General features: G+C 60.8%; 17 protein-coding genes. 10 read left to right on the top strand and 7 right to left on the bottom strand.

The annotated features are described in order from the left end of the window. Positions 1-118: 118 nt before the first annotated feature. Positions 119-1,339: a serine/threonine transporter SstT gene (sstT, locus tag PSH76_RS16900; protein WP_098952068.1), complete on the bottom strand. Its 1,221-nt coding sequence runs from the start codon at positions 1,337-1,339 to the stop codon at positions 119-121. Between the two features lie 240 nt (positions 1,340-1,579). Here sstT and PSH76_RS16895 point away from each other — a divergent pair, with 240 nt between their 5' ends. Further along, positions 1,580-2,734, top strand: a complete 1,155-nt coding sequence (locus PSH76_RS16895; RefSeq protein WP_098952067.1) for an MFS transporter — start codon at positions 1,580-1,582, stop codon at positions 2,732-2,734. A 4-nt stretch (positions 2,735-2,738) separates the two neighbouring features. On the opposite strand, the gene nhaR is transcribed toward PSH76_RS16895, so the two are convergent. After that, positions 2,739-3,641, bottom strand: a complete 903-nt coding sequence (gene nhaR / locus PSH76_RS16890) for a transcriptional activator NhaR (RefSeq protein ID WP_305492626.1) — start codon at positions 3,639-3,641, stop codon at positions 2,739-2,741. Between the two features lie 134 nt (positions 3,642-3,775). Here nhaR and PSH76_RS16885 point away from each other — a divergent pair, with 134 nt between their 5' ends. From PSH76_RS16885 to mnmH, 4 genes are all read left to right on the top strand, one after another. Next, positions 3,776-4,027: a hypothetical protein gene (locus PSH76_RS16885; protein ID WP_032892480.1), complete on the top strand. Its 252-nt coding sequence runs from the start codon at positions 3,776-3,778 to the stop codon at positions 4,025-4,027. A gap of 31 nt (positions 4,028-4,058) precedes the next feature. After that, positions 4,059-4,808: a TerC family protein gene (locus PSH76_RS16880; RefSeq protein ID WP_014717958.1), complete on the top strand. Its 750-nt coding sequence runs from the start codon at positions 4,059-4,061 to the stop codon at positions 4,806-4,808. Positions 4,809-4,901: 93 nt separating this feature from the next. Further along, complete coding sequence (gene selD, locus PSH76_RS16875) at positions 4,902-5,936, top strand: selenide, water dikinase SelD (protein WP_020302053.1); 1,035 nt, start codon at positions 4,902-4,904, stop codon at positions 5,934-5,936. Continuing rightward, positions 5,936-7,039: a tRNA 2-selenouridine(34) synthase MnmH gene (gene mnmH / locus PSH76_RS16870; protein ID WP_305492625.1), complete on the top strand. Its 1,104-nt coding sequence runs from the start codon at positions 5,936-5,938 to the stop codon at positions 7,037-7,039. Before selD ends, mnmH begins: the two co-directional genes overlap by 1 nt. A gap of 109 nt (positions 7,040-7,148) precedes the next feature. On the opposite strand, the gene PSH76_RS16865 is transcribed toward mnmH, so the two are convergent. Then, positions 7,149-8,204, bottom strand: a complete 1,056-nt coding sequence (locus PSH76_RS16865; protein WP_056788363.1) for a permease — start codon at positions 8,202-8,204, stop codon at positions 7,149-7,151. A 58-nt stretch (positions 8,205-8,262) separates the two neighbouring features. Beyond that, a complete protein-coding gene (locus tag PSH76_RS16860; RefSeq protein ID WP_019817513.1) occupies positions 8,263-8,964 on the bottom strand; it encodes a hypothetical protein in 702 nt (233 codons plus the stop codon). A gap of 252 nt (positions 8,965-9,216) precedes the next feature. Here PSH76_RS16860 and PSH76_RS16855 point away from each other — a divergent pair, with 252 nt between their 5' ends. The 3 genes from PSH76_RS16855 to hemB all read left to right on the top strand — a co-directional run bounded on the left by PSH76_RS16855 (position 9,217) and on the right by hemB (position 11,852). Beyond that, positions 9,217-9,915, top strand: a complete 699-nt coding sequence (locus PSH76_RS16855) for a glutathione S-transferase N-terminal domain-containing protein (RefSeq protein ID WP_032892475.1) — start codon at positions 9,217-9,219, stop codon at positions 9,913-9,915. Between the two features lie 3 nt (positions 9,916-9,918). Then, on the top strand, positions 9,919-10,761 hold the full coding sequence (locus PSH76_RS16850) for a PhzF family phenazine biosynthesis protein (protein WP_098952057.1): 843 nt from the start codon (positions 9,919-9,921) through the stop codon (positions 10,759-10,761). 116 nt (positions 10,762-10,877) lie between these two features. Further along, positions 10,878-11,852, top strand: coding sequence for a porphobilinogen synthase (gene hemB / locus PSH76_RS16845; RefSeq protein WP_016977356.1), 975 nt, complete (start codon positions 10,878-10,880; stop codon positions 11,850-11,852). 75 nt (positions 11,853-11,927) lie between these two features. Here the strand turns inward: hemB and PSH76_RS16840 are convergent, their stop codons facing one another. Both PSH76_RS16840 and PSH76_RS16835 read right to left on the bottom strand, forming a co-directional pair. Further along, entirely contained in the window at positions 11,928-12,230 is a 303-nt protein-coding gene (locus PSH76_RS16840; protein WP_305492624.1) for a contact-dependent growth inhibition system immunity protein, read from the bottom strand. Further along, positions 12,227-16,894 carry an RNase A-like domain-containing protein gene (locus PSH76_RS16835; RefSeq protein WP_305494473.1) on the bottom strand — a complete coding sequence of 1,556 codons (4,668 nt, stop codon included), beginning with the start codon at positions 16,892-16,894 and terminating at the stop codon, positions 12,227-12,229. Before PSH76_RS16835 ends, PSH76_RS16840 begins: the two co-directional genes overlap by 4 nt. Positions 16,895-17,167: 273 nt before the next feature. Between PSH76_RS16835 and PSH76_RS16830 the strand changes: the two genes are divergently transcribed. Next, a complete protein-coding gene (locus tag PSH76_RS16830; protein WP_032892469.1) occupies positions 17,168-18,253 on the top strand; it encodes a DUF1615 domain-containing protein in 1,086 nt (361 codons plus the stop codon). Here PSH76_RS16830 and PSH76_RS16825 read toward each other — a convergent pair whose 3' ends face one another. Next, on the bottom strand, positions 18,254-19,048 hold the full coding sequence (locus PSH76_RS16825) for a DUF4349 domain-containing protein (protein WP_305492623.1): 795 nt from the start codon (positions 19,046-19,048) through the stop codon (positions 18,254-18,256). Between the two features lie 157 nt (positions 19,049-19,205). Between PSH76_RS16825 and PSH76_RS16820 the strand changes: the two genes are divergently transcribed. Then, entirely contained in the window at positions 19,206-19,628 is a 423-nt protein-coding gene (locus tag PSH76_RS16820) for a PaaI family thioesterase (protein WP_044273557.1), read from the top strand. Positions 19,629-19,986 lie beyond the last annotated feature (358 nt).

The following is a 19,986-nucleotide window of genomic DNA, read 5'->3' as shown; positions in this document are numbered from 1 at the left end:
CCTCTTCAGGGGTTCACTGCGCAAAACTCCCCGACTTAACCTCAATACTTTCTAACCCTCGTCATAGAAAGGCCCGAGTCGGCTCAGCAGTGAACCGCTCGGGCTTTTCTTCTTTCATTCAAGCTGTTTGTTCTTCCTTGCCCAAACACGCCGCCGCCGTAAACAGTACATCGGTAGACGAGTTGAGTGCGGTTTCCGCCGAGTCCTGCAGCACGCCGATGATGAAACCGACGGCCACTACCTGCATGGCGATTTCACTGGGGATGCCGAACAGGCTGCACGCCAGGGGAATCAGCAGCAGCGAACCACCCGCCACGCCAGATGCGCCGCAGGCACACACCGCGGCAACCACGCTGAGCAGTACGGCGGTCGGCATGTCCACGGCGATGCCCAGGGTGTGCACGGCGGCCAGGGTCAGCACGGTGATGGTGATGGCGGCGCCGGCCATGTTGATGGTGGCACCGAGCGGGATCGACACCGAGTAGGTGTCTTCATGTAGGCCCAGGCGTTTGCTCAACGCCAGGTTGACCGGAATGTTCGCCGCTGAGCTGCGGGTGAAGAACGCAGTGATGCCGCTTTCGCGCAGGCACATCAGCACCAGCGGATAGGGGTTGCGGCGCAGTTTCCAGAACACGATGGCCGGGTTGATCACCAGCGCCACGAACAACATGCAGCCGATCAGCACCACCAGCAGGTGGGCGTAGCCGAGCAGGGCGCCGAAACCCGAGGTGGCCAGGGTGGAGGCTACCAGGCCAAAGATGCCCAGCGGCGCGAAGCGGATCACCACGCGCACGATCAAGGTGACGCCGTTGGACAAGTCGTCCAATACCGTACGGGTGGTTTCACCGGCATGGCGAATGGCGATGCCCATGCCAATGGCCCAGGCCAGGATGCCGATAAAGTTGGCGTTCATCAGCGCGCTGACGGGGTTATCCACCACACTGAGCGCCAGGCTTTGCAACACTTCGCCAATGCCTCCAGGAGCGCTCACCGTGGCGTCATGGGTCGCCAATACCAGGAATGACGGAAACATCATGCTGGCGACCACCGCAACCACGGCGGCGGCAAAGGTGCCGAGCAGGTACAGGAACAGGATCGGGCGGATATGGGTTTCCTGGCCATGCTTATGGTTGGCAATCGAGGCCATCACCAGCACAAACACCAGGATCGGCGCGACGGCTTTAAGGGCCGTGACAAACACCTTGCCGATAAAGCCAGTGGCGCGCGCGGCCTCGGGTAACAGCAGGGCCAGCACGATCCCGGCGATCAGGCCGATGACAATTTGGGTGACCAGGCTGACGCGCATTAAACGTTGCAACAGGGAGGGGGCAGCAGTCATAAAGAGTTGTCTCTAGTTTTTTTAGTAGGGCACAGCATTGCAGGCAGAAAGCACTGTAGGAAGTAGGCGCGAAGTCTAGCATGCTGTGGGAAGCGTCTTGTTTGCTGCGGCATTCCGTCACCCGTTTCAGTCGGACTTGGTCAAATCCAGACATGTTCTGTTAAGATTCCGCCTCTCATCTTTCCTCTCCGTCAGCGGGCCCTTAGGGCTGTCGTTGATGTCGTCGTTTCTGGAGTTTTCATGTTGTTTCCTATCCTGCTGCTGTCAGCCGCCGGTTTTACCGTGCTGACCACAGAATTCGTCATCGTCGGCCTGTTGCCGTCGATTGCTCGGGACCTGAACGTCAGCGTGTCCCAAGCCGGGCTGCTGGTGACGCTGTTCGCGTTCACCGTGGCCGCGTTCGGCCCGTTCCTCACCGCCTACTGCGCGCGGTTCCCGCGCAAGCGGCTGTTTATCAGCATCCTGATCATGTTCGCAGCCGCCAATACCGTGGCGGCATTGGCGCCGAATATCTGGGTGATGGCCATGGCCCGTTTGATCCCCGCCCTGGGCTTGCCAGTGTTCTGGGCCCTGGCCAGCGAAACGGCGGTAGACATTGTCGGCCCTGAGTTCGCCGGGCGTGCGATTGAAAAAATTGGCTTCGGCATTGTGTGCGCCACCGTGTTTGGTATTCCGGTGGGCACGCTGATTTCCGATATGTTCGGTTGGCGCACCGCGTTTGCGGTGCTCGCGGTGATCGCCCTGGCCAAGGCGTTGCTGCTGTATATCTACCTGCCGGTCACCCAGGCCAAGCACCAGCAGGCCAGCTTGCGCTCACAATTCAAGATCCTGCGCAGCCCGGTGATGCAGGGGCATATCCTGCTGTCGATCCTGGTGTTCAGTGGCATGTTCACCGCCTATACCTACCTGGCAGATATCCTTGAGCGCCTGGCCGGCTTCGACGGCACGTTGGTGGGCTGGTGCCTGATGGGCTTTGGCGCGGTCGGGCTGATCGGTAATTCCCTGGGCGGACGTGCCGTGGATCGTCATCCGTTGATCGCGTCCATGGTGTTCTGCGGGTTCATGATCGCGGGCATGGTGGCGGTGGTGCCGGCGATTCACTCGACCATCGGCCTGGCTGCGGCGATGGCGGTGTGGGGCGTGACCCAGGCGGCGATGTTCCTGGTCAGCCATGTGCGCTTGATGAAGGCTGCGCCCCATGCGCCGGCGTTTGCCGCGTCGCTGAATATCGCCGGGGCCAACTTGGGCATTGGCTTGGGTGCGATGGTGGGCGGGCATGTCATCGACACCCTCGGCCTGGGCAGCCTGGGGTTTGCCGCTTCGGGGTTTATCCTGGTGTCGATCCTGCTCGCATTGTGGCTGATGACCGCCAAACCCACGGCGCTCAATGCCTGAGTGATCAGGGCAGGGCGGTAAACAACTCCCGCCGGGCACCCTCGGTAATCGCCACAATGCCGGGGTGCTTGACCTTGCGCTCCACCGAGATTGCATAAAACGACTCGGTCACTGCATCGGTCTGGCCGATCAGCGCCACGCCATATTGGCGCACCACCTCGTCGGCGATCACGCTGGGCGCGATAAAGATCCCGCTGCCCGATTGCCCGAACGCCTGCATCAAGGCGCTGTCGTCGAACTCGCCAATGATGCGCGGTTGAATCTGTTGCTCGGCAAACCAGCGCTGCAAACGGCTGCGCACCACGGTCTCTGCCCCCGGAATCAACAGCGGTGCACCCTGTAAACACTGTGGGAATAGGCCGCCATGCTGATCAGCCAACGCCTGGGTGGCGAAAAAACTGATGCCGCATTCTCCCAGCTTCTGGCTGTAGCCCTTGATGTCCAAGTGCGTGGGCATGGGGCTGTCGGAAATCACCAGGTCCAGGCGCTGGATCGCCAGGTCGGCCAGTAAACGTTCGAGTTTATCTTCACGGCAGGTGATGCGGATCGGTTCGCTCAACTCCATGGTCGGCGCGATCAACCGGTACACGATGGACTTGGGCACCACATCCGCTACCCCAACGCGGAACGGAATCTGCTGCTCGTCAGGCTGGGCGCGCAGCATCGCCTCCAGTTCATTGCCGGTCTGGAACATCTGCTCGGCGTACGGCAGCGCCTGGCGCCCGGCTTCGGTCAGTTCAAGCTGGCGCCCGACCCGCTGAAACAGGGCAACACCATAGGTCTGCTCCAACAGGCTGATCTGCCCGCTGATGGTCTGCGGCGTGAGGTTCAACTGCTCGCAGGCGCGCACGATGCTGCCGGTCTTGGCCACCACCCAGAAGTAATGCAGTTGTCGATAATTGAGCATCGCGACCTACACTTCGTAAAAATCGAAGTATACGCGAGAAAAATACGAATTTTCCTGAACTGTTCGCCTGCATAGAATGCCTCGCTATCGAGGGGCCACTATTTGGACCCAATGGTTCTAACGAGGAATACATCATGAAACTCAATTCCCTGGGCGCGGCGTCGTTGCTTGCGCTTTCATTGATAGTGGTCAGCGGCTGTGATCAAGTCGAGAAAAGTGCGCAGCAAGTGTTGGGCAAAGCCACCGAGTCGGCCAAGCAGGCCATCGACGACACCCACAAGGCCGCCGAGCAGGCATTGAGTGAAGCAACCCAGGGCTTGATCAGCCCTGAGAAGCAGGAAAAAGACGCCGAAAACGACGCTGAATCCGACACCAAAGAAACCTAATTCCCCAGCACTACCACGTCAGGACTGACCTATGGATTACCTTTTACAACTGGCCGCCAGCCCCACCGCCTGGGTCGCACTGGCGACCTTGATCGTCATGGAAATCGTGCTGGGCATCGATAACCTGATCTTTATCTCGATCCTCACCAACAAATTGCCGGAGAAGCATCGGGCCAAGGCGCGGCGCATTGGTATCAGCATGGCGTTGATCTTGCGCCTGGGCCTGTTGAGCACCATCGCGTTCATCGTGCAGTTGACGACGCCGGTGTTCGAAGTGTTCGGCCAGGCGTTCTCGTGGAAGGACATGATCCTGATCGCCGGTGGCCTGTTCCTGGTGTGGAAGGCAACCACCGAGATCCATCACAGCATGGACCCGGAGCCTGAGGAGAAGGCCACCGTCAGCAACACCGTGACCATCGGCTTTGCCGCTGCCATCGGCCAGATCCTGATGCTCGACCTGGTGTTCTCCATCGACAGCATCATCACCGCCGTGGGCATGACCGAGCACTTGCCGATCATGATCATTGCCGTGGTGGTCTCGGTGATCGTGATGCTGGTGGCCGCTGAACCGTTGGCCAAGTTCATCAACGACAACCCGACCGTGGTGATGCTGGCCCTGGGTTTCTTGATCATGATCGGCATGACGCTGATCGCCGAAGGCTTCGGCGCCCACGTGCCAAAAGGCTACGTGTATGCGGCCATGGCCTTCTCGGCAGCGATCGAATGCTTGAACATCGCCCGGCGTAACCGGCACGCACGTTTGCTCGCTGCGCGCCAGTAACCGCTGAACAAACAGGCCGGCTGTGCTCACAAGAGCCCAGCCGGCCTTTTGCTGTCTGCTAGAATCGGCCCACTTGATAGCTTGAGGTCCCCCATGAACGAGCCGATTCGCCTTACCCAGTACAGCCACGGTGCGGGTTGCGGTTGCAAGATTTCGCCCCAGGTGCTGGAAGTGATCCTTGCGGGCAGCGGTGCACAGAACCTCGACCCCAACCTGTGGGTGGGCAATGCCTCCCGCGACGATGCGGCGGTATACGCCATCGACGACGAGCGCGGCGTGGTGTCCACCACGGACTTTTTCATGCCGATTGTCGACGACCCGTTCGACTTCGGCCGCATTGCCGCCACCAATGCCATCAGCGACATCTACGCCATGGGCGGCGACCCCTTGATGGCCATCGCCATTCTCGGTTGGCCGGTCAACGTGCTCGCCCCGGAGATTGCCCGCGAAGTGATTCGCGGCGGTCGGGCCGTGTGCGACGCCGCTGGCATTCCGCTTGCGGGCGGGCATTCCATCGACGCGCCGGAGCCGATCTTCGGCCTGGCCGTGACCGGCATTGTGCAAAAGCGCCATATGAAGCGTAACGACACGGCCACTGCCGGTTGCCGCCTGTACCTGACCAAGCCCTTGGGCATCGGCATCCTCACCACCGCCGAGAAGAAGGGCAAGCTGCGCGAGGCGGATATCGGCCTGGCGCGTGACTGGATGTGTACCCTCAACAAGCCGGGCAGCCGTTTCGGCAAGTTGGCCGGTGTGACGGCCATGACCGATGTCACCGGTTTCGGCCTGCTTGGCCACCTGGTGGAAATGGCCGACGGCAGTGGCCTGACGGCCCGCATCGACTATGCAAAAGTCCCACGCTTGCCGGGGGTTGAGTATTACCTGGACCAGGGCTGCGTGCCCGGCGGCACCTTGCGCAACTTCGAGAGCTACGCCAGCAAGCTGGGGCGTGTGCAGGAGCTGCACAAGCGCGTGCTGTGCGACCCGCAAACCAGCGGTGGCCTGCTGATCGCCGTTACCCCCGAAGGTGATGCCGAGTTTCACGCCGTGGCCGCCGAACTGGGCCTGGCCCTTGAGCCTATCGGTGAACTGCTGGAGCGACAGACCAACGCGGTTGAGGTGATTTGATGGCGACGGACATCACCGATTACCGCGACATTTTCCTCAATGACCGGCCGATGATGGATACCCGCGCGCCGGTCGAATTCACCAAGGGCGCGTTCCCCGGGGTGATCAACCTGCCGCTGATGACCGACGATGAGCGCCAGCGGGTTGGCACCTGTTACAAGCAGCAAGGCCAGCAAGCGGCAATCGTACTGGGGCATGAACTGGTGTCCGGGGCGATCAAGGCCGAACGCATCGAACAGTGGGCGCAGTTTGCCCAGGCTAACCCCAATGGCTACCTGTACTGCTTTCGGGGTGGGCTGCGTTCGCAGATCGTGCAGCAATGGTTGAAAACCGAAGCGGGCATCGAATACCCCCGCGTGGGCGGTGGCTACAAGGCCATGCGCACCTTCCTGCTGGAGACCCTGGAGCAGGCGACCGTCCAGTGTGACTTCGTACTGCTGGGCGGCATGACCGGCACCGGCAAGACCGAAGTGCTCGGCCAACTGCGCAATGCCTTGGACCTGGAAGGCCACGCCAACCATCGCGGCTCCAGCTTCGGCAAGCGCGCCACGGCGCAACCCTCCAATATCGACTTCGAAAACCGCCTGGCCGTGGATTTGCTGAAGAAGCGCGCAGGCGGTATCGAGCAGTTTGTGGTCGAGGACGAGAGCCGTATGATCGGCAGTTGTGCGCTGCCACTGCCATTGCACAAGGGGATGCAGACGTTTCCGATGGTGTGGCTGGAGGACAGCGTCGAAGGTCGCGTCGAGCGCATCCTGAAGGATTACGTGGTCGACCTGTGCGCCGAGTTCATTGGCGTGTTTGGTGATGCCGGCCAGGGGTTGTTTGCCGAGCGCCTGACCCAGAGTCTGGCCAATATTTACAAGCGGCTGGGGGGCGAGCGTTTCCAGCGGTTGCAGGCGGTATTGCAGGACGCCTTGGCCGAACAGGCACGCAGCGGCGCAGTGGACCTGCACCGGGTATGGATTGAAGGCTTGCTGCGGGAGTATTACGACCCGATGTATGCGTTCCAGCGCGAGAGCAAGGGCGCGCGTATCGAGTTTGCCGGGGAGCAGGGGGCGGTGGTGGAGTATTTGCGTGAGCGGGCAGCTCGGGTGGGGTGACCTTTGGGGCGCCATCGCAGGCAAGCCAGCTCCCACCTTCTGAAGTGTGAATACATACAAAGGTGGGAGCTGGCTTGCCTGCGATGAGGCCATCAGCCCCACTGAAAATCTAAAGAATCACCGCCCCAATCAACCCACACACCACCCCCACCAGCATGGTCAACCCGGCCACCGTCACCAGCACCCGCGCATCGAAATCCTTGCGCAGCATCAACAGCGACGGCAGGCTCACGCTCGGCAGGGTCATCAGCAAGGCCACGGCCGGGCCGGTGCCCATGCCCAGGGCCATCATGGTTTGTACGATGGGAATCTCTGCCGCTGTCGGAATCACAAACAGCGTGCCCACAATCGCCAGCGGCACCAGCCACACCAGGCTGTCGGCCATCGCCCCGTCCACATGGGGGAACAGCCACACCCGCGCCGCGCCGAGGATCAGCACCGCCAGGATATACACCGGGATAGTGCTCCAGAACAGCTGCCACAGGGTGCGCAACCAGCGGCTCAGGAACGGTTGCGATTCCACCGTACTCACGTCGGCAACGGCTTCCAGTGCGGCTTCCGGCACTTGGTCCGGGCGCGCAATGCGCTGTGCCACAAGGGACACGCCCACCACCAGCACAATCCCCGCCACCAGCCGCAACGCGGTGAAACCCCAGCCCAGCACAAAGCCCATGAACACCAGGGTGGCCGGGTTCAATACCGGGTTGGCAATCCAGAATGCCAGCGCCGCGCCGACCGACACCTGCTGGCGGCGCATGCCCGCCGCCACCGGGGCCGCGCAGCAGCTGCACATCATCCCCGGCAGGGCGAACAGCCCACCGCGCAGGGTCGAGCCCAGCCCGGCGCGGCCAAACAGGCGCAGCAGCCAGTCGCGGGGGATCAACACTTGCAGCAACGAGCCGAGGATCACCGCCAGTACGGCGGCTTTCCAGATGGCCAGGAAATACACCTGGGCATAAGCCAGCGCCGCCGCCAGGGGCGAGCTTTGCTGGTCATTGAGAATCGAGGCGCCAATGCTGTGGTTATCGGCCGCTACAAACGCCTTGAGGTAGTAGGGCGACCACTTCACATAATAGAGGCCGATGCAGGCCACCAACAGAAATAGGGCCGGTTTGCACCAGAACGCCCAGCCGCGGCTGGGCTGGGTGGAAGCGAGGTTGGGCATGGAGAGGATCCGCAGGTGAGTCGATAGGTTGGCATCATACGCCCCTGCGGCCCAAGCTTCAGATATCTGCGCTGACCTGGGTCGGGTCCGGGCAGTTTTCCCCACCGTTATTCAGCCCTTGCTTATAGTTGCGGCTGAGCAGCGAAGCCTTGCCGTTGTGCCAGGTCAGTGTCAGCACGTACAGGGAGTCGTAGTCATTGCCCGACCAATCATCGGTAATGGTGTGTTTTTCACCGGCTGCTTCGCTGGCGACTTTGTTGATCAGTTCTGGCAAGTAACCATGGGACCAGGCCGTATAGATCGTCGCGTTGCGGTACTTGTCCTCGACCAGTTCTTCGGCCAGGGCGCTGGTGTCATTGGCTGAAAACTCGATGTTTACCGGCAGGCCGAGCTTGATCGCGCTGGGGCTGATGGTGATCAAGGGGCGAATGTAGCTGTAGGAGTTATCCAGTTCGCCTTCCTCGACATTGCGCGTCGGGTTGGCAGCGAACACATAGTTGGCTTTGCCGAACTTTTCCGGCAACAGGGTCGCCAGGTTCATGGCGCGGTTCAGGCCCTGGCAATTGAGTTGGCCCAGGCCACCGGCCGGTTTTTCGCCATGGCGCAGGAATACCAGGGTTTGCACGCCATCGACCGGCTGCGCGCGGCTTTCACGGGCGTCCAGGGCGGTGACGATGGCGGCGCTGACCAGCAGCAGCGGCAACACCATGTAGGAATAACGTTTGAGTCGTGGCACAAGGCGCAGAGGCTTGATCTTCATGATAGGTTCGAGTCTTCGTGCGTCGGGTTAAGGCGGACAAGCCCGGCCCCAGTGACGCATCAGCGTCCTGCGGTGTTCCCTGTCGATAGAGCAAAGCGCCTCCTTTCATTGTTCGGGCGCTCTTTAAGAGTGCATTCGGGCGCTTTGGTTCGCCCACGCGGGATTCTATCCGGCAAATGTTGCGCAACGATGACCCATGCACGACGGCAGGCAGATGACTATCATGGGGACTTTCCGTCCAGGGGGTTCTCGATGAACGCACTCGCCGCTTTCCCGATCAACAGCAAATGGCCTGCCCAGCACCCGGAACGCCTGCAGCTGTATTCGTTGCCCACGCCCAACGGCGTCAAGGTATCGATCATGCTCGAAGAACTGGGCCTGCCTTACGAGGCGCACAAGGTCAGCTTCGACACCCAGGACCAGTTGTCACCCGAGTTCCTGTCCCTGAACCCCAACAACAAGATCCCCGCGATCATCGACCCCAACGGCCCGAGCGGGCAGCCGCTGGCGCTGTTCGAATCCGGCGCGATCCTGATTTACCTGGCGGAAAAAACCAGCCAGTTGCTGTCCGAAGACCCGGCCACCCGCTATGAAACCCTGCAGTGGTTGATGTTCCAGATGGGCGGCATTGGCCCGATGTTTGGCCAACTGGGGTTCTTCAACAAATTCGCCGGCAAGGCGTATGAAGACAAGCGCCCGCGTGACCGCTACGCCGCCGAATCGCGGCGCTTGCTGGGCGTGCTGGAAAAGCGCCTGCTGGGCCGCACCTGGATCATGGGCGACGAGTACAGCATCGCCGACATTGCGACCTTTCCGTGGGTTCGCAACCTGATTGGGTTCTACGAGTCCGGTGACCTGGTGGGCATTACCGATTTCCCTAACGTACTGCGCGCGTTGGACGGCTTTGTCGCACGTCCGGCGGTGATCCGTGGCCTGAACATTCCGAGCTGAAGCATGCCGACTTTCGATTTTCAACAACTGGATGTCTTCAGCAGCGTGCCGCTCAAAGGCAACCCCTTGGCCGTTGTGTTGGGCGCGGATAGCTTCACCGACCAGCAGATGGCGGACTTCGCCAATTGGACCAACCTCAGCGAAACCACGTTTTTACTGACGCCGCGCGACCCACGTGCTGACTATCGGGTAAGAATCTTCACCACCCTCAAAGAGCTGCCGTTCGCCGGGCATCCAACCTTGGGCAGTTGCCACGCCTGGTTGCAGGCTGGCGGTGTGCCACGTGGCGAGGAGATTATCCAGGAGTGCGAAATCGGCTTGGTGCGTATTCGCCGTCAGGGTGATGAACTGGCGTTTATCGCGCCGCCGTTGCTGCGTGCCGGCCCGGTGGAGGCGCCGTTGCTGGAGCGCGTGCGCCTGGCATTGGGCCTGGCGCCCGAGGCTATCTTGCGCAGCCAGTGGGTCGACAATGGTGCCGGTTGGCTGGCGGTGATGCTGGCTGAGCGTGATGCCGTGCTGGGCCTGCGCCCAGACTACGCGCAGCTACAAGGGTTGGCCGTAGGGGTGATCGCCCCCTGTGACCCCACGCGTGACGCGGTGGACGCGCAATTTGAAGTGCGCGCTTTTGTCGCTGGCGATGGCGCCGCCGAAGACCCGGCCACTGGCAGCTTGAATGCCGGCGTGGCCCAATGGCTCCTCGCTGAAGGCCTGGCGCCCAACCGTTACGTGGTCAGCCAAGGCACGGCGATCGGGCGAGCGGGGCGTATTTATATCGAGCGCCAGGGCGATGAAATCTGGGTGGGCGGCGCCGTGGCGTTGTGCATTGAGGGGCGTCTACAGCTGTAGATCAATGAATTGTTACGCGCCTGGCAATACACTATTGGCCCCTCGGCGTTTGTGTTGCCAGGACTTGGGGGCATAAGCTTTCGCCCCAAAGTGTTCAGCCATTTTTCAGGATTGCCATGACCAGCCAGTTCCCCCAAGCCCGCCCACGCCGCCTGCGCCGCTCCCCGGAGCTGCGTGGCCTGTTCCAGGAAAGCGAATTCACCCTCAACGACCTGGTACTGCCGATTTTTGTCGAAGAAGAAATCGACGATTTCGTGCCCATCACCAGCATGCCGGGTGTGTTGCGCATCCCCGAGAAAAAACTCGCCGGTGAGATCGAGCGTTACGCCCGCGCCGGCATCAAGTCGGTGATGACCTTCGGCGTGTCCCACCACCTCGACGCCAGCGGCAGCGACACCTGGAAAGAACGCGGCCTGGTTTCGCGCATGTCCTCGATCATCAAGGACGCCGTGCCGGAAATGATCGTGATGTCCGACACCTGCTTCTGCGAATACACCGACCACGGCCACTGCGGCGTAATGCACGGTGCCCATGTCGACAACGACGCGACCTTGGTCAACCTCGGCAAACAAGCCGTGGCCGCCGCCCGCGCCGGCGCCGACGTGATCGCTCCGTCAGCGGCGATGGACGGCCAGGTCCAGGCCATCCGCCGTGCCTTGGATGACGCGGGCTTCACCCACATCCCGATCATGGCCTACTCCACCAAATTCGCCTCGGCCCTCTACGGCCCCTTCCGCGAAGCCGGCGGCAGCGCGCTCAAGGGCGACCGCAAAAGCTACCAGATGAACCCGATGAACCGCCGCGAAGCCGTGCGCGAATCACTGCTGGACGAACAGGAAGGCGCCGATGCGCTGATGGTCAAGCCAGCCGGTGCCTACCTCGACATCATCCGCGACATCCGCGAGGCCTCGCGCCTGCCGGTGGCGGCGTACCAGGTGAGCGGTGAGTACGCGATGATCAAGTTCGGCGCACAGGCCGGGGCGATTGATGAGGACCGGGTGGTGCGCGAGACGTTGGGGTCGATCAAGCGAGCGGGGGCGGATTTGATCTTTACGTATTTTGCGATGGATTTGGCGTTGGCGGGGATTTAAGAGCGTCGCTGAACCTGTGGCGAGCGAGCTTGCTTGCGTGGGGCTGCATAGCAGCCCCGTATCTCGGCAAGAAAATTATTTAATGGCGTTCTTTAGTACTAACGCAACATGGTTTAACCACGTTTCCCCATCACTCCATTCATTAGGGTAATAGTAATAACAGCCGATATCAGAGAGTAAAAAGTCTTGAAGATCTTGCTCTGTTTTTTTGGCTGACACTAGTTTTTCTAGCTCTGATAGCACTATTGTCATCGTCTCTTCAGACGACTCCGAAATAAAAAAATCAATTACGTCGTTTGCGCTTTTATGATCATCAACCCAATCTTGATTGAAGTACCCTGCAAGAAATTGCTGCAGCTCGGGGTAGTCCTTATTCATGGGTTTGGAAACCCTGTGTGAATTCGATATCCAGTATGCATTTTTTGGTCTCTGCGAATAATTAAGTAAATTTCTTTTCCGGGTACAGGTGTCGTAGTGTTCTTTTTGAAACTTGTGCCGATTGGCTCTGGGGATGGTTGAGTGATGACTATCTGCTGGTTGTTTCCTTCTAGGAAGTCTTTGATTTTGTCTTGATTGTTATCCAATACCTTTGAAATGGCGAGTTCAGCTGTTGCGCGATCATGAAAAGTAGAGGCTGCCGGGATATGTGGTTCCTGTCTCAAGCGGTCAAGCAATTGTTGATCAGTTCTACCGACATGCTTTTGCATAAGATGTCCTCCTGCCGCCTCATGTGCGGCTAAACCTCCTCCTGGAACGATTACGCTATAAGGCCCTTCAGGGCAGCTTGTTTTTTTACAGCTTAGTCCCAGCGGATCCACCCACCCCGTGGGATTGGGCACATACCGGTACCCATTGATCCCACCCGCCAGCTTCACTGGATCTGGCGTCAAGTAACGACCAATATCCGGATTGTAGTAGCGATGGCGGTTGTAGTGCAGCCCGCTTTCCGCATCGAAATACTGCCCTTGAAAACGCAGCGGGTTGTCGATTTTGTCCACATCTAACCGGGCGATCTGGCCGTAGGCGCGGTAGTGGGCGGACCAGACGATGTCGCCTTCGGGGCTGGTCAGTTCCTGCGGGGTGCCGAGGTGGTCGAGTTGGTAGTGGTAGGGCGTTGTGGCCTGTGGGCCGAAGCCTTCCAGCAGCGCCAGTGGGCGGAAGCTGTCGGGTTCGTAGAGGTAGCTGCGATGGCAGTCAGCATGGTGCTCGGCAATCAGCTTGTCGCCTTGCCAGAAAAACTCGGTGGTTATGTCATCCACGGTCTTGCTGATGCGCCGTCCAAAAGGGTCGTAGCGATAGCTGGCGGTCTGGCCGTTGGGTTGGGTGACGCTGATGAGCCGATGCAGGCAGTCGTAGCGGTACTCAGTGACGAGTTGCTGGCCTTTGCCGCGCCGTTCGCGGATGAGGTTGCCGAAGGCGTCGTAGTCGTAATGGCGGTCGCCCTGGATCATCAGGCGGTTGGCCGCGACGATGTCCGGGCCGGGGCGGTCTTGCATGAGCAGGTTGCCGGCGGGGTTGTGGCCGAAGCGTTCCTGTACGTCTTGGGAGTGGTCGGCGCGGGTCAGGCGGGCGAGGGGGTCGTAGTGGTAGCGGTGTTCGCCTTTGCGGGTGTCGAGCAGGCGGGTGAGGTTGCCGCTTTTGTCGTAGTCGTATTGGCGTTGGTAAAGGTGGTTTTGTTGCTGCGTCACCGCGTGGGCGTGTAGCCGGTGTTGGTCGTCGTAGTGGTAATGGCTGAGCAGTTGGCCTTGCTGGCGCTGGTGTTCGCGGCCGCTGTTGAATAGATGTGAGGTGAGTACTTCACCGTTGAGTTCGACGGTGGCGAGGTGGCCGCCTTTGTCGTGGTTGAAGGTGACGCGGTTGTTGTCTGGCAGGCACAGGTTTTTCAGTTGCCCACAGGCGTCGTAGCCGTAGCGCAGGGTGCCCCAGCCTTGGTGTTCGGCGGTGAGGCGGTTTTGGCGGTCGTATTCGTAGGCCAACGCCCAGTGGCCGTCTTCGACGCTGAGGAGGTTGCCTTGGCGGTCGTAGGCGTAGTCGACAACGTTGCTGTCGGGCAGGGTTTTTCGGACGAGTCGCCCGGCGTAATCGCGCTGGTAGCGGGTGATGAGCTGACTGCCATCGTCGCCGTATTCGGTCTTTTCCAGCAGGTTGCCGTTGAGGTCGTAGGCGTAGGCGGTGCGTTGGCCGTCGAAGCCGGTTTCCTGGCGGATCAGGCCGTTGGGGTGGTAGTCGAGTTGGTAGGTTTCGCCGGCTTCGTTTTCGATCTCGGTGAGCAGCAGCCGGGCGTTGTCGTAGCGGTAGTTGACCTGGGTGCCGTCGGCGTTGAAGCGGCGGCTGATCAGGTGCAGGCCGTCTGCGTATTCGTAGCGGGTGACGTGGCCGAGTTCGTCGCGTTCGGCGATGATTTTGCCGTAGGGGTTGTAGCTGTATTCGCGGGTGGCGCCGCCTGGCAAGACGAGGCGAATCAGCCGACCGACGCTGTCCCATTCATAAACGGTCTGCGCGCCGTGTTCATCCTCACGAGCAATCTGTCGACCCAGATCGTCATAGCGATAACGCTTGATCCCACCATGGGGCAATTGCTCCTCAAGCAACTGCCCGCGCTCGTTCCACACCAGCCGATGGCAACTGCTGTCGGGGTACCAAACCCCGGTCAGTTGCCCCTGTTTGTTGTAGCTGTAGTCAGTCGAATGGCCATCGGGATCAGTCTTGCGAATGACATCGCCCTGGTCATTACGCTCATATTTCCAGACCGCTTCACCACGCCGTACAACCCGTACGAACCCATTGTCATGCTCGTAGGAAGTCGGCTCATCATCCCCCGGAAACAGCGCCACCAAACGTCCAGCGTCGTCATATTGATAGGCCGTCACCGCGCCCATCGGGTCTTGCTCGACGGTCAGCCGGCCTTTGTCATCGTAAGATTTGTAATGCTGAGCGCCGTCCGGATCGATGCGCTGCACCAACCGCGCCCGCTGGTCATGGACATACACCTCCTGGCTACCATCGGCGTTATGCACGGTGACGCGCCCGTCATCGCCCCAGGCATAACGCGTGTCCATCTGCGAAAAACTCGCCCAATGCCGCACGCAGCGCGCCGCCTTGCCCGCGCGTTCCCATTCCCAGAAGAAACTCGCACCACCGGCCAGTTGGCGTTCCAGAATGACGTGCTGATCGTCGTACCGATAGCGCTCGCTTTCACCGACAGCATTGGTCGCGCAAACCAGTCGTCCGTGTTCGTCATAGGCGTAGGAAACAACGTTCTGTTCGGTCTCCCACACGTAGGGCTCACGCCCTTTGGCACGATGAACCTGATAGTCCACCGCGACGATGCGACCCAACTCATAACGCAACAGCAACGAACGGCCAGCACCGTTATCCAGCCGCTCAATCCGCCCTGAGCGGTCCCGGCAAAGGCGCAGGCGGTTGTCATACGCATCGCTGATCGAGACCAGTACGCCATCGCGAAAGTGATAGAAACGTGAGGCCTGGGCCAGTACCAGTTCACCAGGCGCCGAACCCAAATAGATCGCCGCTTCGGCCAGGCTGTTGGTGATCGCGGGTCGAGAATCGGTGGGCAAGGGCAGGGTAGTCGAGCGGTTTTCATGGTCAGTCCACACCACCGAATCGCCCGACACCACCAGCCGATGGGCCAGCGCATGGCTCCAACCAAACCCCAACCCGCAATCGACCTCCACCGCGCTGGTGCGGTACAGCCGCGTCCATTCAAACGGCAAGATCCCGTCCAACGCACCATCGGTAAGGGTCAGCAGTTCCTCGCCCGTGACCATCGACACCGGGCAACCGTGGGTAACGGTCTTGTCCGCTGGCGCCGCCGCATCCCCCTTAGGATTCGACGCCACAGCCGGCACATCATCGACAGGCTCCTGGCGGACCAACGTGGTGCGCTGGGTCTTGCCACGCACCATCGGCACCGGGTTCGAAACCAGCGTGTCGCCAGCCTTCAACGGCACCACCGGCACTGCCTTGACCGGCGTCGTCGCACTGCTCAGCAACACTGGTTTGGCGACCTCAACATGCGTCTCCAGCCGAGGCCCCGCCACCTGCTTGGCCAACATCTCTAACAACGCCCGCGCCCGCCCGGACTTGACGTGACTGAGCAGACGAGCCCCCAATCGCACCACCACGCCCATCGCACCCAACACGCGAATCAGCAGCAGATTGATCAGCACCTCACCAGTGATTTCACCCCACAGTTCCGCCATCTCCGTAGGCGGGAGCATGCGCATCCAGCTGACCAGCGCCGACAGGTAGATAAACAGCAGCGGCTCATCACTGAGCACCAACAAGCCCTGGGCGATCGAGTCACTGCCCAGGGTCAGCAGTTCATCGAGCTCAGCTTGCGAAAGGTAGTGCAGCAGCTTTTCGCTATTGGGCTTAAGGTCTGCCAGCAGCGCAGACAGCTCGCCAATGTTGTCCCACAGGCTGTAAAGCGCCTTGCCCAACCCACTGGCAAAAGCCGCTTCCAGCAGGCGGCGCCGTTCCAGCGGGCGGGAGTCTGTGTAGTTTTTCCACTGGGCTTGGAAGGTGTCGGTCCACTCTTTGCGCAGCCGGGTTTCCAGTGCAGCGATCACCGACTGGTAGGACGCATACAGCGCCTGGACGTGATCCTGGGAAACGTTGGGGTAGAAACTCACCCGGTATTGCTGGTTGCGATCACACTCGGTGACTTCGAGGATGCCACTGGGGCCGATGGTCTTATGGAGGGGCTCGCCCAGCGGGCCGCCGTGTGGATCAACGCGTTGCACCACCACTGGCGTGTTGCCGATGGGCACGAACCTGGTGCTCTGGAACATATGCACCAGGGTCAAGGTACCTGTGGCCTGGCACGTGGCGACGGTACTGCTGGGGAACAGGGAACGATTGATCGGTGCAACCAGTGCGACGTCATCGCCGACCTTGAACACCTGTTCGACTTCCAGTGCCGAGAAGCTCCAAAAGCTTTTGGCCCACTCGTCAAAGGTGTTCAAGCAATCGCGAAAGTCACGGAAGACGCCTTCAACGTCGACCGCTTCCACGTTCATTGGCGTCAGCGCCAGCCTGCCAATGGCCGGGTTCAACTGTCGGCCCCGTCAACCGCACGCGTCACGAAAAAAACCATCTGCACTCCCTCGCACTGTTTGATCAGGCGAGGGACTTTGCAGAGGTTTGCCGGGGTGAGGAGTAGAGCTTATCCGGCAGTTGTGTGGGATGTTTCAGTTACTGCCAGGCACGGGGTTCGGCATGCCGACGAACCCCGGTTAGACTTACCTGTCGATATCTGCACTGCCCGGTCTGTCGTTAACCAAGGAAGCCCCATGTATTCAACGCGTCTGCTGCTCTGCCTCATTCCTTTGCTGGTACTGGCCGGTTGTTCCACTTCCCGTGGCCCTCAGCAGCCCGAGCGCAGTGAAGCCGAGGTGAAGGCGCAGATCGTGCGCCTGCTGCCGGCCAAGGTCGCGGACCGTAACGGTTGGGCCCAGGACATCTATACCGCCTTCGACACCCAGAAAATCTACCCCAGCACCGAAAACATCTGTGCGGTACTGGCGGTGACCGAGCAAGAGTCCACCTATCAGGTCGACCCGCCGGTGCCCGGTATGGGCAAGATCGCCCAGGATGAAATCCTGCGCCGCGCCGGCAAGGTGCATGTGCCCGCCTTCGTGGTGCGCAGCGCCTTGCAGTTGCGCTCGCCCACCGGCAAAACCTACGCCGACCGTTTGAATGCCGCCCGTACGGAGAGGGATTTGAGCGGCATTTTCGATGACTTCATCAGCATGGTGCCCCTGGGCAATACGCTGTTTGGCGGGTTCAACCCGGTACACACCGCAGGCCCCATGCAGGTCAGTATCGACTTTGCGCAGAAACAGGCGCGGGGTTATCCCTACACGGTGGACGGTACGATTCGCCGTGAAGTGTTCACCCGTCGCGGCGGTATGTACTTCGGCATCGCCCATTTGCTCGGCTACCCGGTGAGCTACGACCAGCCGCTGTACCGCTTTGCCGATTTCAATGCCGGTTGGTACGCCAGCCGCAATGCCGCGTTCCAGGCCGCGGTCAGCCGTGTTTCAGGCAAAGAGCTTGCACTGGATGGGGATTTGATTCGCTATGGCTCCTTGCTGCCCGGCACCACCGAGCTGGCGGTGCGTTCACTGGGGGCGAAACTGGACATGCGCAACCCGAGCATTCGCAGCCAACTGGAGCAGGGCGAGCAGTTGGATTTCGAGGACACCACCTTGTACAAGCGCGTCTTCGCCTTGGCCGACCAGGCGGCCGGCAAGCCGCTGCCACGGGCGATCCTGCCGGGTATAGTGCTCAAGAGCCCGAAGATCACCCGCAACTTGACCACGGCCTGGTTTGCCAAGCGCGTGGATGAGCGCTACCAGCGCTGCCTGAAGCGCTGATCAACCGCGGCGCTTGACGAACCGGCGCCACAAGCCCACCCACAACCACACCACCGGGAACGCCAGGATCACGAAGGGCAGCACATAGCTGGCGCGTTCCAGGGCGTCTGCGGTGCCGTTCACCAGGTTGTCTCCCAGGTTGCTGAACATCCGGGTGAACCTTGACACCTGGTTGGCGCCGTCGGAGGAGCGGAAGTTCAAGGTCACGCGGTTGGTGTCGAGACGGCGTTGCTGGCCGGCGGCAACCTGGGCCAATTCCTGCAGCTCGTTTTCAATACCGGCTTGCTCTTTGCTCAGGACGATCAGGTCGCTGACGGTGATGTCCTTGCGCTTGGCCAGTTCGTCGAGGCGTTGCTGCTGGGCTTGCAGACGGTCCTGGCGACGGCGCACATCCGCCACGGCATCGGCCAGGTCTTCGGCAGTGGTGATGCGCTGGCCGAGCTTACCGCCCTCGGCCGCCAGGGCGACCATCGGCTCCACACCCGTGGGCGCGATCCGCAGGATGATCTGGCCACCCTGGCTGTCTTCGGTAATGCCCAGGATATTGCAGGCGCCAAAGCGCGCCGTTTCACACGCCTCGCGAGTGGCCTGCATGCGCGGCGAAAGCAGGGCACCGGGCAGGGCCAGGGTCAATTCATGTTCATAAGCCAGTTGTGCCCCGGCCTTGCCCTGTTCGCCATTGATGACGGTGGCGCGAGAGTGGTCCTTGGGGGAACAACCGGCCAAGGCCAGGCCGGCGAGCAAGAGCAACAGCGGCGCGCGAAGCGGGTGGGAGTTGCCGTCCAGGTGGCGCATGGCGTTTCCTTGAAATGTGCGGAAGAAATTGGGCGAGATTAAAGCGGGTCTGGCCCATTAACGCAAAGCATTGCCCGGGATTTGCCCGGCTGATGGTGGTGGCTGCCGGGTCGAGGCTGGCGTACATCTCAAGCCTCATACCAGGGAAGCAACCACCATGAACGCTCAGACCGTCCCCCAAGGTTTTGTCCCATTACCGCGCAGCAGCCCGTTGCTGGAACTGCTCGGCCCGGCGTATTGCCGTGGCGAAGGTTTGCAATTGGAAGTCGGCCTGCGCGCCGATCATCGTCACGCCAACGGGCGCGGTACGGTGCACGGTGGGGTGCTGGCGACGCTGGCCGATATCGGCATGGGGTATGCCATGGCGTTTTCCAGTGAGCCGCCGTTGCCGTTGATTACCGCTAGCATGACCGTGGATTACCTGGGCGCCGTGCAGGTAGGGGAGTGGATGGTGGTGCGTTTGGAAAGCCACAAGCGCGGACGGCAGATGGCGTTTGCCACGTTGAGTTTGCAGGTGGAGGAGCGGGTGGTGCTGCGGGCGAGTGCGGTGTTCGCGGTGCCGCATGCTGACAGGCAATGAGAGCAAATGTGGGAGCTGGCTTGCCTGCGATGTCGGCCTGCCAGCCGAGACTTTTCTACCTGACACGCCACAATCCAACTGTGGGAGCGGGCTTGCTCGCGAAGGCGGCCTAACAGTCAACACAGTTGGACCGGGTACATATCCGTTATTTAGGTAACGGCCACCTAGGGTTCCGCCCTGACGGCGGCTCACTTTTGAACAGCGCAAAAGTAAGCAAAACGCTCTTGCCCCACCACTCGGCACCTCGCTTAGGCTCGGTGTGCCCGTAATCCGCCAGTGATTTGGGGGGCCGCCGCCACGCGCCATCCATGGCGCGGGGCGGCTAAACCGGCATCCCTGCCGGTTTACCCCCCAAATC

The organism is Pseudomonas sp. FP215 (genome assembly GCF_030687795.1).
GTDB classification, from domain to species: Bacteria; Pseudomonadota; Gammaproteobacteria; order Pseudomonadales; family Pseudomonadaceae; genus Aquipseudomonas; species Aquipseudomonas salmasensis.
The sequence above is the reverse complement of the archived record's forward strand: the minus strand, read 5'-3'. Positions and strand labels throughout refer to the sequence as shown.